8 protein-coding genes are annotated in these 14,211 nt (G+C 64.2%); 1 reads left to right on the top strand and 7 read right to left on the bottom strand.

Annotation, left to right across the window (positions count from 1 at the left end; genetic code table 11):
- Positions 1–42: 42 nt before the first annotated feature.
- From EH209_RS11690 to EH209_RS11660, 7 genes are all read right to left on the bottom strand, one after another.
- Positions 43–2,259 carry a hypothetical protein gene (locus EH209_RS11690; protein WP_126663063.1) on the bottom strand — a complete coding sequence of 739 codons (2,217 nt, stop codon included), beginning with the start codon at positions 2,257–2,259 and terminating at the stop codon, positions 43–45.
- A gap of 5 nt (positions 2,260–2,264) precedes the next feature.
- Complete coding sequence (locus EH209_RS11685; RefSeq protein ID WP_126663062.1) at positions 2,265–3,722, bottom strand: hypothetical protein; 1,458 nt, start codon at positions 3,720–3,722, stop codon at positions 2,265–2,267.
- Entirely contained in the window at positions 3,719–6,955 is a 3,237-nt protein-coding gene (locus tag EH209_RS11680) for a tubulin-like doman-containing protein (protein WP_126663061.1), read from the bottom strand. Before EH209_RS11680 ends, EH209_RS11685 begins: the two co-directional genes overlap by 4 nt.
- A gap of 294 nt (positions 6,956–7,249) precedes the next feature.
- The gene (locus tag EH209_RS11675) at positions 7,250–8,245 is read right to left on the bottom strand and encodes a hypothetical protein (RefSeq protein WP_126663060.1); all 996 of its coding nucleotides are present in this window, start codon (positions 8,243–8,245) and stop codon (positions 7,250–7,252) included.
- Between the two features lie 304 nt (positions 8,246–8,549).
- The gene (locus tag EH209_RS11670) at positions 8,550–9,260 is read right to left on the bottom strand and encodes a class I SAM-dependent methyltransferase (protein ID WP_126663059.1); all 711 of its coding nucleotides are present in this window, start codon (positions 9,258–9,260) and stop codon (positions 8,550–8,552) included.
- 264 nt (positions 9,261–9,524) lie between these two features.
- Entirely contained in the window at positions 9,525–11,624 is a 2,100-nt protein-coding gene (locus EH209_RS11665) for a type II secretion system F family protein (protein WP_126663058.1), read from the bottom strand.
- Positions 11,625–11,630: 6 nt separating this feature from the next.
- Positions 11,631–13,499, bottom strand: coding sequence for a type II/IV secretion system ATPase subunit (locus EH209_RS11660; RefSeq protein WP_126663057.1), 1,869 nt, complete (start codon positions 13,497–13,499; stop codon positions 11,631–11,633).
- A 234-nt stretch (positions 13,500–13,733) separates the two neighbouring features.
- Between EH209_RS11660 and EH209_RS11655 the strand changes: the two genes are divergently transcribed.
- A complete protein-coding gene (locus EH209_RS11655) occupies positions 13,734–14,204 on the top strand; it encodes a DUF5793 family protein (protein ID WP_126663056.1) in 471 nt (156 codons plus the stop codon).
- Positions 14,205–14,211 lie beyond the last annotated feature (7 nt).

The following is a 14,211-nucleotide window of genomic DNA, read 5'->3' as shown; positions in this document are numbered from 1 at the left end:
CATCTACTCCTGCGTGAAAAAATAGCCGCCGTCGGTAATCGATTAGTTCGAACCGTTCGACTCGAGCCGAATCGCCGCGCGACGTTCCACTTCGGCTTCGTCAGTTTCGTCGTCGAGTCCGGTCTTGACCAGGAGTTCACCGCTGCCGGATTCGAGTCCGGAGAGCGTGACGGTGAACGAGCCGTCGCTGACAGCCGTCGTGTTGGAGACAGTCTCGTTCCCGTCCTCGGGTTCGAACGAGACCTTGACGGTCTCCTGATTCGTCGACCCCTCGACGGTCAACTCGCCGTCCGAGACCGTGACGTTCTCGTTCTCCTCGAGTTCGTCGAACCGTTTGTCGCCGACCATAATATCCTCGAGGGTCGGTTCGGACTCGAGTTCGACTGTCACCGACTCGTCGATTTCCGACTCGAACTCGCCGTCGTTCGACCCTGCTTTGACGAGCAGTTCGCCACTGCCGGGCTCGAGTCCGGAGAGCGTGACGGTGAAGGAACCGTCTTCGACATCGATCGAGTTGATGGTTGAGTCGTTCCCAGTTTCGGGTTCGAACGAGACCTGGACGGTCTTCTGGTTCGTCGTCCCGCTGATAGCCAGTTCGCCGCCCGACAGCGTCACCGCTGCGTTTTCAGCCGCTTGGAGCTCTTCGAACGACTCGTCGCCGACCGAATTGGTCTCGAGAGTCGGTTCGGGCTCGAGTTCGACTGTCACCGACTGGTTGATTTCCGACTCGAACTCGCCGTCGTCCGACCCTGCCTCGACGAGCAGTTCGCCGCTGCCGGGCTCGAGTCCGGAGAGCGTGACGGTGAATGAGCCGTCACCGACAGCCGTCGTGTTGGAGACTGTCTCGTTCCCGTCCTCGGGTTCGAACGAGACCTTGACGGTCTCCTGATTCGTCGCCCCTTCGATAGTCAACTCGCCGTCAGACAGCGTCACCGCTGCGTTTTCAGCCTCTTCGAGGTCGTCGAACGACTCGTCGCCGACCGACTCGGTCTCGAGAGTCGGAACGTCCGTCTCGCTCTCGGATTCGAGCGTCACCGATTTGTCGATCTCCGACTCGAACTCGCCGTCGTCCGTCTCTACTTCGACGAGCAGTTTACCGCTGCCGGGCTCGAGTCCGGATAGCGTCTCGTCAAACGAATTGTCGTCTCCGACGTCGGACGTGGTGTTCACATCTCCGCTATCTCCGTCGGGAGAGAACGTAATCCGTACCGCGTCCCGATCCGTCTCTCCGGCGACATTCAATTCGTCTCCGGAGAGTGTGATGTTCTGTTGCTCGTCGAAGTTCGCTATCTCGATCCCCTCCACAGTGACGTTCTCGAGAGCGGCCTCCGATTCGTTCGCGTCGTCGCTAAAGCCGAGCGCATCCGCGAGCGGGGTGGGGAATCCCAGTAGCCCTGCGGTCGCGACCGAAACGAGCGCGATCAGAATTACGAGAACGACCACGCCCCCGGCGAGCTTCTGGGGACGGCTCAGGTCTGGCAACGCATCGAACCGACCGCCGGTACTTGACGGCGGCGGTGGCGTCTCGAAGATCGATAGCTGTCGTTTGAGCCGGTTTCGGATCTGCTCGTCGCTCTTGCTGGTCTTCGTCCGGAGGTCGTCGACCTCCTGTTTGATCGTCGTGACCTTCTCGTTTATCAACTGGCCCTCCATGCTCCGGCGCTGCTCGTCCATCAGGCGGCTCGTCTCACCCAGCGGCTCGAGGCCCCGATGGGTTCCGACCTCGACCGCCAGATCGCAGCTCTCGAGGGCGTCGATCGACGTGTTGTCCGCGATCGCGACCCGGTTTGCCGACCCCTGAAGGTACTTCGAGCAGAGGGCCAGTGCACCGCTCGCGGACGACACGCCGAACCGCAGCCGTTTCCCCGACTGCAGCAGGTTCGAGACGACGGAGTGGTCGAACTCCGAGCCAGGGACGGAGTCGTTCCGGCCGCCGAGGGCCTCGTACACCCGGACGTCGTCGGACGACGTCTCGATCGACATTCCGTACTCGGTCTCGACCCGCTGGCGGAGCTCCGACGTGAAGTTCTCGAACAGGTTGCGCGTGTTTCGCGTGGTGTACACGGCGTAGAACTGTTCGGCGCGACCGACGTTCGATTCTCGAGCGCGGAAGAAGACGACCAGTTCCGTCCGGGAGCCGGCGTCGAGATACAGCTTGACGCCGCCGAAGAAGAACTCCTCGATCCGATCGTTCGAATGCCCTCTCCCGCTGTCTCCATAGGGGTTTCCGTGTGAATCGTATATTGTTAGTTCTGACATGTGTTTCACCGTCCGAGTTCATTGAGCAGGCGGTCGAATCCGATCGTCATGACCGAGCCGGTCTCGTCGCGCATCGGAACGCGATCGCCGTTCTCGTTCTCCGTCGTCTGATAGTAAACGGGGTGAATCTCGGCGCCGGCGGTCTGACGAATGAGGCTATCGATCTGTTCGCTCTGGCGGAGCCGCTGATTGACGAAGTCCTTGAACTCGTCGAACGCGAGGTGGGGTTCGATCCCCTGTTCCTTCTGGAAGTCCTCGATGAAGACGTCGGCCTTCGTCGCCACGACGAAGATGCCCTTATCGTTGGCTGCCTGGAGAATGCTGAAGTACTCCGAGATGTCGAGCGACTCGCCGTTGGCGTACCGCTCGAGGTCAACCAGCAGGATCAGCGTGTCCGCGTCTTCGACGCCGTCCGAGAGCCGTAACAGCGTGTTGTCGGCGTCATCCTCGGTGACGGCGCCGGACAGCGCGTCGGGGAGTCGGCTCAGATACTCGCCCGCGTAGTCGATGCTCGAGACCTTCACGTTCTTCGGGAACGTCGAGCCGTGAACGTACTGGAACGCGAGGTCCTTGATCTCGCCGCGACCCGTCGCCTCGATGAGCCAGCCCTCGGATCGCTGGTCGAGGTTCTCGACCATCTTCATGAGTTCTTGGCTCGGCTGCAGCGGCGTCTGCTTGGTCGCTTCGTCGTTCCGGCCGCGGTTCAGGGCCTCGAGGTACGCGCCGATGAGGAAGAGGCTCTTCCCGGAGCCGCGTGGACCGAGAACGAAGAAGTCCTCTTCGGAGTCGTACTGGATGAACCGTCTGACCGTAAGGATAAAGATCCCGCTCAGCACCGCGTTCCGGGCGAGCCCGTCGGTCTCGACCGAGACGCCCGACGTCTCGGAAGAGACGATCGAGACGCCGTCGGCGGTGATTTCGAAGATCGTCGGATACACGAGGTGCGTTTCGATCAACGCGCTGACGATCAGCAGGGCGACTATCAGATAGATCCCCTTCGCAGCGCTGCGGAATTCGAAGGCCTGTGCGGTCTGGGTCCGAAGCAACTTCCGACCGCCGCCGAGAACGAGTCCGAGCAGGATCCCGACCGCGAGCCAACCGAGGTTCGTCGTCGACGTGAAGTCGATGTTCGGAATGAACAGTCCGATCGTCCAGAGGCCGAGCAACGAAATGACCAGTCCGATCCAGAGGAGATACCCCTGCCAGCGCTTCTTCGGATCGATCGTTAACAGGATCAGTAACCCGATGAAGATCCCCAGGAGGAAGACGCTCACCCCCTCGAGATCGATCGCGTCGACGAGGAGGTGGAGATCGATCAGCGACCGCGTGAGCTTCCCATCCTCGTAGGCCGACCCCAGCATCGTCGCCAGCGGGAGCGTCAGCCCGAGCATGACGACGAAGTAGCCGACCAGCGAGACCTTCTCCCGGTGTCGGTTGAGTGTGGTGACGGCGGCTGTGATCATTGCACTCCACCGCTGAACTCGTAGGTCTGATCGTCTGCAGTCGTCCGTTCGTCGGTATCGGTATCGGTATCGGTATCGGTGCCGTCGTCGCCGTCCACCTCATCAGCCACGGACACGACGTCGACGTACTCGTCCAACAGCCCCTGAACGATGTCGGGTTCGTCCTGGAGATAGAAGCCGACGTCGTCGTCGCTCTCCATGTTGAGCATCTCGTTCCGTCGGACGTAGTAGCCCTCCTCGAGCCCGTGGTTGTGGTGGATGAGGATGTCGTCACCCAGTTCGGACCAACGCTTCTCGTAGCCGGAGCGGTAGCCGTCGGCCTGAACCATCTTCCGCAGGTTGTCGAGGAAGATGCCGTCGATAAAGGCGCTCACGCCGATGTCCCAGCTGTCGCCGATATCGTGCTGCCAGGTCGTGTACGGGTTCTCGACGCGGTTGCCGCTCGCACCGAGATCGAACGCGCTGTTGAACTGGTTCTCGAAGTCGAGGGCGTCCGGATCGATCTGATGGACCGCCTGGCTCAACACGCCGACGCGGACCTTGATATCGTTGTACCGCTGTCGGCCCTTGCTGAAGCTCCGCTTCTTGATCCCGGAGTACTGTTCGTTGAAGACGTTCTCGACGAGATCCTCGAGGGAGCTGTGGACCCGCTGGTTCTCCTCGCGGCTGTTAAACAGATCGCTGTCGCCGATCCCCTCGTCGCCGGTCGCCCGGAAGACGTCGTTCGGCTTGATGTTCTTGACGTACACCGACTCGTCGCGCTCGGTCGCGACCGAGCGGGTCGACGTTTCCGCGTCGTACTCGTTGCGTTTCCGGTTGAACTCGGCGAGGCGGTTCGCGTACGCCTCGCGGCGCTGGTTGAGTTCCTCGAAGAGGTCAACCGTCGCCTCGTAGGTCTCGTACCCCTGCTCGAGTTCCTCGAGTTCGTCCTCGAGATCCGCCTTGCGTTCTCGAACGTCGTCGGTGCCGCCGATTTCGGCTTTGAACGCCTCGCGAGCGATCTCCCGGAGGCGACCGAAGTCGGCGCCATGATCGAGTTCCGATTCGATCTCGCGGCGGCGGTCCGCGCCGAACGACTCGAGTCGGTGGGCGAGTTCGTTGACGATTTCGTCCTCGAGTTCGCGCGTTCGCGCCTGCAGTTCGTCGAGGAGCGCGCCGTCGTTGTACTCGACCTCCGCGCTGAACGACGAACCCGGCGGACCGACGCTGAACACGCCCCGCTCGTCGAGCTTGTTCTTCTGGACGCGGAAGTTGCGGTGGGCCTCCTCCTTCGCCTGCTCGGTCTTTCCGGACCACGGCGTGAGCTTTTCGATGGTTCCCGCCTCGGTGTTCATCGTCAAGGCCGCCTTCCGCGTCTCCTTGAGGGCCGCTATCGACGTTTCGATGTCGCTGCGCTGTTCGTGGAAGTCGATCCCAACGCGGTCGAGTTCGGTTTCGATACCGTCGAGTTGCTGGGTTATCTCCTGGGTTGAGACCTGCTCGACGTCGGTGTCGTTTCGAGCGTTGACGGTCTCCGAGACGAACTGCTCGAGTTCGCGCGTCAGCGCCGAGAGGTCGCTGCGGATGGCCTCGACGTCGACCGCCTGGTACTGCTCGAGCGTCTGGGTCACGTCGCGTTCCCAGTCGCGAACCTTCCGGTCGATCTCCTCGGCCTGCTCCGCTTCGAGTCGCTCGAGTTCCTCGACGGTTTCCTCGAGTTCGTCCTCGAGTCGGGCGCGCTGGTCGGAAATATCGGAGAGCTGCGTCTCGAGGCGGTTGAGTTTCACACCGGGGTTGCCGCTGCCGTCGTCGTTGTTAATGAGGTACTCGACGGCGTCTCTGACGCGGCTGTCGTCGATCGACTGCTTCTGGACGAGCAGTCGGTGTCGCTGGACGATCGCCTTCAGGTCCGCTTCGAGCGCTTCGGCGAGGTTCTCGTCGATGTTGTCGACGAACCGCCCGGCCTGCTGACCGGCGGTATCGACGGCCCGGAGCGACCCCGAGATGATGTCGATCCGCTCGGAGATATCCTCGCTTTCCTTTTCGGCGTCCGAGATGATCTCCGAGAAGATCGAGACCGACTCGTACTCGAGTTCGTTGAACAGTTCGAAGTCGAGGAGCGATCGGAGTTCGTCGAAGCGCTCGTTCAAGTCCGCGCGGTCGAGGTCCCGGAGGCCCTCGCCGCTGGGGCCGTCGTAGTGGTTGTCGAGGAACCGTTCGATCTGCGTGTAGATGTCTCGTTCGGCCTGCACGGCTTCCTCCTTGGCCGAGAGGATCTCGCGAAGGGCGGTCCGTCCCTCGTTGATCGCTTCGACGTTGTACCGGAGGATCTGGGGGATCCCGATCGTGAACGGCGCGTACGTCGGCGAGTCCGCGAACGGGTCCTCGGTGCCGACGGTATTGTAGTAGGCGGCGATCAGGTAGACGATCGCTTCGTCGAACTCCTGTAACAGCTGCCCGTTCTGGATCTTGTTCCCGCCCTTGCCGTCGAAGCCCGTCGGATCGATCGGCAGGAGGACGCGATCCTTGAACGCGGGTTCGTCGATCAGGTTGAGGTACTCGAGTTCCGAGAGGGCGGCGAAGGCGTTTGCGTTCTCTCGGATCCCCTCGGTGTGGTTCGGGAGGATGCCGAACAGCGTGATCTCCGCGGTTCGCTGTTTCTTCTGGAGGTGACGCGCCAGATCGATGACGATCCCGGAGCCGGTGCCGCCGCCGAGTCCGGCGAGAACGGCGACCTTCCCCTTGTCCGGGAGGTCGATGTAGGTCGACAGTTCGTCGTCCTCCGCGTAGGCCTTGTAGTACATGGCCTTTCCGAGCCCTCGTTTCCGGACGACGCCGGTCGCGAAGTCGAGGTTCTCGTTGATGTGCTGTTCCTCGACCCACCAGTCGTTTTCGTCCATCCCGTTCCCGGCCGCGATCCGCGGCACCGCGGTCTCACCGATCAGATCGTTCTGGTCGTTGAGTTGGATGTTCCGGGTGATCATCTTGTACTCGATCGAGATGTCGCCGGGACGACCGGTTCCGGTCTCCCGAAGCTCCGATTTCAGCGTCGCGACCCGTTCGCGAATATCGGCGATTCGCTCTCGGTCCGAGTTCTCCTCTTCTTCGGCCGTATCAAGAATTGTTACGCGCACGGACTGCGGATTCCGTCGTGGCTGCAGAATCTCGCGAAGGACCCACTCCGATTCGAGTAGCTCCAACGCGATTTGCTTTCCTGCACCCCCGACTGAGAAGATTCGTTCTGGTAAATTCATATGACAGTCGTTATCGTCTGGAAATTCAGTCCACATTACTTATACTCTATGGCAGATTGTACTCGAGAGGTCCTAATTCCGACAAATACAGGCTTTGTCAGAATTGGACAATATGACTAACAATAGTTGTGGATTAACTTTCCAATGAGAGAAAATATTGTGGCTACCATACAGCACTCAAGGGGACGAGCGCAGTCATTCGAGCGAGTTACCGACAGGACGGTGTGAGCGCGTGAGGTTGGACGCTAGGAGAACTGCAGCTGGGAGCGGCGGAGCGGAGGCGAACGGGCCGGATTATCGCTCGAGGACGGTGCCGCTGGAGCCGACGGCGATCGCGGTGGGGCCGTCGGCGAGGGCGGTCAGGTTCTCGCCGACCGGCGTCTGGTTCAGCGTCCACTCGCCGCCGTCGAGTTCGAAGATGACGCCGCCGGAGCCGACGGTGTACCCCTCGTCGCCGCCGGTCTCGACGTCGAAGAGGTCGGCGTCGCCGAGGCTCTCGGGAACCCACTGGCTGCCGTCGTACTCGAAGATCGAGGCGTTACCGCCGCTGACGGTGACGTCGTCGGCAGCGTCGCTGTCGAGGCCGTAGAACGTGGAGTCGGCGTCCTCGATGCCGATCGGATTCCACGTGACGCCGTCGTCAGCCGTCGACGACGGCTGGCTGCTCGTCGAGGTTTCCTCGACGGTGTCGTCGGTGGCGTAGACGCGGCCGTTGGTGTCGATGGCGTGGCCCGCGCGGTCGCCGAAGAACTCGATCGCCTTCAGACCGGAGCCGCTGCCGGGAACCACGTACTCCCAGGTGCCTTCCTCGCCGTTCTGGAAGCTGTAGTGGATCGAGCCGGAGTCGTCGGCAACGTAGACGTCCGCGTCACCTGCGGGGCCAGTGACGGCGATGTCGTTGAAGTTGGCCGTGTAGTCGTTCGGCGCAGAGCGATCGACGAGGTTGCCGGTGGTGACGTCATATTCGCCGATTGCGCCGCTGGCGCCGACGATCCAGAGTCGCTCGCCATCGTCCGTCACGTCGACTCCGTAGAGGTCGTTCCCGTTGCCGGTCGGACCACCCTGCAAGACGACCTCCCAGCCGGCGTCGGTCCGCTCGAGAACGGTACCGCCCTCGGCGACCGCGTGAGCGTTCGTCGCCGTGTACGCGACGTCGTGGAGCGTACTATCGATGGGAGTCTCGACGGCCGTCCAGCCGTCTTCGGATGCGGATGCGGTTGCGGGGACGGTAGCTGCGACAAGCGATGCGCCTGCGAACTGCAGCGTCGAGCGTCGCGTGAGTCGCGTCATAGCGCATTTGGCGCTGGAGGACGAGGGTACCATAAAACCCGTCGCCCATTCACGGAAGTAAGAGTGGTCTTACACATCCATCCCCTGAACTCGAGATGGAAATTAGTAGAATATGGATGGGAATTTTCCGTATTGTGTTCTAAAACCGGATGTTCTACCGACACCTCGGAACTCTTTCAAGTATGTTTCGGGCGACGATAACTACTAGTTGTCCCGTCGAAACGTCGCCGGAGAAAGTTTATCCATCGGTCATAAACGGACAACAGACGGCCGAACCGGCGGCTCTCGGCCGATCGTGTTCGGGTTACTGCGGTTCGCCGCCTGCTGCGGTCACCGTCGCGTAACAGTTCCCGTTCGAGAGTTCCCAGGTGACGACCTCGAGCGCGCTGGCCTCGAGGGCGGCCTCGAACTCGTCGGGCGCGTAGATGTGGTAGAAGCGATCGACGGTCTCGCCGCCGGGGAGGGTCCACTCGACGGTGGTGTCGAATCCCTCGTCGGCGTCGAAGCGATCGTGGGCGGTCGACCACGCGCTGACGAGGGCGCGGCCCCCCGGCGCGAGGACTCGCGCGAGTTCGTCGAGGCTGTCGCGTCGAGCGCGCCGGGTCGGCAGGTGATGCAGCGTCGCGACGTAGACCGCGACGTCGACGCTGTCGTCGGCCAACGGCAGCCGTCCGGCGTCGCCCTGGCAGAGCGCGACCGCGAACCCGCGCTCGAGGGCGCGTTCGCGCCCGGTCTCGAGGAGCCCCCGACTGGCGTCGAGGCCGACGACAGTCCTGCAGTGGTCGGCCAGCAGTTCGGCGTGCCGACAGTTGCCACAGCCGAGGTCGAGGCCGACCGCGGACTCGTTCCCGTCGGTCTCGAGGTCGTCGGCCACTTTCTCGACGAACGCCTCGACTTCGGGCCAGGCGTACTCTCGCGTGGACGCGAAGTGGTCGGCGATGCGATCGTAGGTGTCGCGGACGGCGGCCCGTCGCTGTGCGTCGTCCTCGAGGTCGGACTCCTGCTCCTCGGCCATCGTCGGTGTTCGTCGGGGAATGCGCAAAAACCGTTCGCAACGCGAAAGCCCCAGACACGCTCGATCCTGAGCGGTCGAGTGTGTCTGCCCCGTTCAGTCCCACCGAAAGCCCCGATCCACTGGCGCCGGCGCCAGCGGATCGCCCCGTTCAGTCCTACCCGTGCCGGTTGGCTGATCTGGCCACCGCGGATGGATCCGAAGAGACTGCCGTTGAGCGGGAGCAGGCTTCCGCGAGGTCGGCAAGACATCCGTCTCGCCGGAATGTCAGACCACGACGGCGAAGAGGAGGATCGAGAGGCCGACCATGACCGCCGCGTGTTTCGCGCCGCCGCGGATATCCCCCGTGCTCAACTGGCCGGCGATCAGCCCCGAGAGCAGCCCCTGAACGAGCGTCGCGTGGTAGAACAGCGTGTCGTAGGTCGCCCGATCGGAGTCCGAGAAGCCGCCGAGTCCGTCGACCGCGGTGGATCCGGTTGCGGTCGCGGTATCGGCTCCCGCCGCGGGCAGGTTCGGCAGCAAAGACGCCGCGAGCACCGCGATGATAAACAGGAAGACCAGGTACGAGACGTAGACGACGATGGTGTACTCGACCATCGCCTGTTTGCGCTCGCGCTCGAGTCGCCGGTCGGCCGCGGCCTGTCGGGCAGCGATCCGGAGGACAGTCGCGAGGTTCCCGCTCGCGGTCATCGCCTCGGTGAGCAGGGTCACGACGCGGGCGGTCGTCCGGGTCCGCACCCGCCGCTCGAGTCGGGCGAACGCGGTCTGGAGGTCGGCGCCCCACTGGACGTCCGCCCAGACGCGATCGAGTTCGGCGCCGAGCGGTCCCAACTCCGAGCCGCGGACGTGGTCGACCGCCGAGACCAACGACATGCCGGCTTCGTTGACGCTCGCGAGTCGGTCGAGCAGATCCGGGACGGCCGCCTCGACCGCGTCGATCCGGCGCCGGTGGCCCTCGTAACAGATCGCGAAGCCGGTCAGGACGACCAGCAGCCCCGCCGCGATCGCGTCGTCGATCGCCGCGACGTCGAACCCCCCCTCGAGCGCCGCCGGGAACCGCCACAGTACGCCCGCGAGGGCGACCGGAACGGTGATCGCGAGCGAGAGCGCCGGGCGCTCGAGCAGCGTCCGAACCGGATCCCCGAATCGCTCGCGCAGGCCGCGGAGCCGCCGGTAGTACCGGAGGCGTTCGTCGTTCGGGTGGGTGTCGGCACCGACGGCGCCGCTATCGACGGACCCACCGTCGGGCCGCGCCTCACGCGCGATATCTCCCGGGAGGTCCGACGACGGAGCCTCGCCCGCGTCGCTCGCCGCCGAGCCGGGGGTCAGTTTGTCGGTGACGACGCTCAGGTAGATCACGAACGCGAGGTTGCCGACGGGCAGGATAAAGTAGATCAGCGCCCGCAGCGGCTCGAGCGTGTCGCCGACGGCGATCCCGATGACGACGAGGATCGTGATGAGAAAGAGCGGACCCGCGACCAGCACCGTCACGTAGGCTTCGGCGAGCGTCGAGAGCAGTCCGAGGGTCCGTTCCTGCTGGGACTCGGCTTCCTCCTGGTAGTCGTGATACTGGCGTTCGAGGAAATCAGAGAGGCTGTGGCCGCTCTGGAGGACGCTGACCAGATTCTCGCTGAACTCGCGAAACTGGGGGCTCGGCGAGCGTCGGCCCATCGTTTGGAGGGCGGAGACCACGTCGACGCCGAAGGTGTCCATGTTGCGGACCGCGACGTCGAACTCCGCGGCGGCCTCGCCGTAGGTCGCCTCGTGGGCGGCGACGATGCGGATCGCCTTCGGAAACGCCATCCCGCTGCGAGAGAGGGCGTAGAGGAAGGCGACAGTCGAGGGCAGCGCCGTCTCGATCCGCCGGGCGCGCTCGTCGGCGACGTAGCGCGGGTACCACCACCGGAACCAGTACGCGCCGCCGCCGACGACCGCGCCGAGCGTGAGACAGGAGGCGAGCAACAGTCCGAACAGTTCGACGAGCGACAGCGAGGGCACGCCACCGAGGTTCGCGAGGAACGCGAGGGCGCTCGGCAACGCCGCCCGGAGCGTCTCGGGATCGACCGAGAGCACGAGCAACAGGCCCCAAATGACGTAGATGCCGAGCACCGAGCCGAGGATCGCAAAGAGGCCGGCGTAGCAGACCGTCGTTGCGCCGTACTCGCGGTAGGTCACCGGCACGTGGGCAGCTCGCAGCGCCGCCTGCCTGTCGGGATGTTCGTCGCGGAACTCGTCGACGTACCCGCCGAAGAGCCCGATCGCGGCCCGCGTCAACCGCCGGTCGACGCCGTCGTGGTATCTGGCCGCGAGGATGGGCGCACAGCAGAGCGCGGCGAGCGCGAGCGGCAGGAAGGTCGATACCGACATGGCTGATCAGGACCCGTCGCTCTCGGTCTGTCGGTCGATGCCGGTCCGTCCGATCCTGGTCTCGGTTCCAGCGTCGGATCCGAACTCGAGTCCGGATTCGGAGTCGCGACCGGAGTCGGAGTCCGGTTCGAAGCCGGAGGCCGGATCACCGTCGGTATCGGATGCCGCCGCGTCGATCCGCTCGAGTACGCCTTCCCGGTCGGCGTAGTACTCGTTGACTAGCGCGGTAAAGCGCCGGTAGTCGGCGATCCCGTTCGCCCGCAGGTACTCGAGGAAGCGTTCGCGGCGCTCGAGTTCGGCGAGCAGATCGCGCTGGCTCCAGCCGCGGTCGTCCCGGATCTCCTCGAGAACGGCGCTGCCCGACGACCGGAACGTGTCGGTGTCGCCCTCCCAGGTGTAGGCCGTCGAGTAGTCGAGTTCGCCCGTCCGCTGGTCGATCCCGTCGATCTCGGCCAGGACCTTGTTCCGGCGAACGCGGCCGTCGTTGAGGCGGGTCAGCGTCTGGACCGAGAGGATGTCGAGGCTGCCGACCATCGGGCGGGGGACGTCGATCGGCTCGTTCTCTAAGCGATTGATCGCCGTCTGGACGGAGTCGGCGTGCATCGTCGAGTAGGTGGTGTGGCCGGTGTTCATCGCCTGAAAGAGGGTGATCGCCTCCTCGCCGCGGACCTCGCCGACGACGATGTACTCCGGGCGGTGGCGCAGCGCCGACCGCAGGAGGTCGTACATCGTGACGTCGCTCCCCTCGTGGATGCGCTCGCGGGTGACCGAGGAGAGCCAGTTGTCGTGGGAGAGCTGGAGTTCGCGGGTGTCCTCGATCGTCAACACCTTCGCTCGCGGCGGGATGAACATCGAGACGGCGTTCATGCTCGTCGTCTTCCCCGAGGCCGTCCCGCCGGCGAAGATGAGGCTCTTGTTGTGTTCGATCGCCAGCCAGAGGTAGGCCAGTTGCTCGACACTGAAGGTGCCGTACTCGAGCAGGTCGATCGGCGTGAACGGCTCGTCGGCGTACTTCCGGACGGTGAAGGCCGAGCCGCGCGGGGTCACCTCCCGACCCAGCGCCAGTTCCGCGCGCGAACCGTCAGGCAGCGTCGTCTCGACCATCGGGTCGCCGATGGAGATGTGTCGCCCCGAATGCTGGGCGAGGCGCACGACGAAGCCGTCGAGTTCGTCCGCGCCGAAGGAGACGTTCGTCTCGATGTCGGTATACTCGTCGTGGTAGACGAAGATCGGGAGGTCGTAGCCGTCACACGAGATATCCTCGACGCGGGGGTCGTGCATGATCGGCTCGAGTCGCCCGTAGCCACGGAAGTTCCGGTGGACGTAGTAGAAGAGCCGGTAGAAGGTCGCCGTGTCGACGTCCGCGCCGTAGCGCTCTAAGTACTCGCGGATCGTCTCGCGCAGGAGCGCCTCGATCCCGTCCTCGCGACTCGCGGCTCGCGGCTCCGGGGCATCGCTTCGCCCGTCCTCGCGGTAGATGAGAGGGTCGCGGACGTCCTCGAACAGCGTCTCGAGCAGGCTCGCCTCGTCGTCCCGCAGCGTCGGCTCGACGGCGTGGTAGCGGTACTCGTTCGCGGACCGGTCGCGGCCGATTGTGACGAACGAAAACGGCGCGTCGACCCAGTAGCAGTCGACCTCCTCGAGGCCGTCGATCCCGTCGAACGTCACCAGCGGGCCGTGCGCCGACGGATCGTAGTTCGGCACCCGAATCTCCGAGCCCTGCAGCGTCTCGCGGAGTCGGCGGAGCGTTCGGCGGGCGCTCGCGAGCGTCGACTCGAGGCGGCCGCCGACACTGTCGCCGTTGCCGTCGCCGTCGCCGTCGCTCCCGTTGGCTGCGATCGAATCGACCGGGTCGGTATCGCGCTGGTCGGACATGATGAAGTCGGCTCGCGAGCGTCGGACGTAAACCGCGGCGTCGACGCGGCTCGCGAGCGGGGTCGTTCTCGTGGCATGTCGCGCGGCGAGGGGCATAAGTGAGATGGCCGTTCGATCGGTGCTCGAGCGAGTCGGCGGCGTGCGCCCCGCCGACGTCGGGGAATCGATCGGCCGAATCGGTAACCGGTCGTGCGTTACGTTGATACGGTGTGAGTGCGAAGCGAGGGGTACGGAATGAGGCGCGAGCATTTCACATTAAACGTCAGCAATATCGACTGGGTCGAAACCGACGGCGAACCGAGCAAACCCTCGGTATCGATCGACTTTACCGGCCCGGAGACGATGCTTCGCGAGCGCCTTACCGGCCCCAACGGCGACGTTCTCGAGGCGGCGGAGACCGACGTCGCACTCCGACTACAGGAACCGCTGGATACCGACACCGCGGGCGTCGTCAGTGTGACCAACCGGGTCACCGGCGAGTTCATTCTCGAACTCAACGAGGACGCCGACGACGTCCTCCAGTTCATTCAGGCGGCCCGGGGCTACGGGGAGGACGCGACCGAGGACGACGGCCGCTACGAGGTCGAAATCACGCTCGACGGCGACAGCTTCGTCACCTACGACAAACGGACCTTTCTCGTCTACGACGACGAAGGCAACCTGCTTCGCCAACACAGCCTGATCCCCAGCGGCGTCGAACTCTAGAATTCCC

This window comes from Haloterrigena salifodinae (assembly GCF_003977755.1).
In the GTDB taxonomy this organism is placed as follows: domain Archaea; phylum Halobacteriota; class Halobacteria; order Halobacteriales; family Natrialbaceae; genus Haloterrigena; species Haloterrigena salifodinae.
This window is presented reverse-complemented; position numbering and strand designations above follow the sequence as displayed.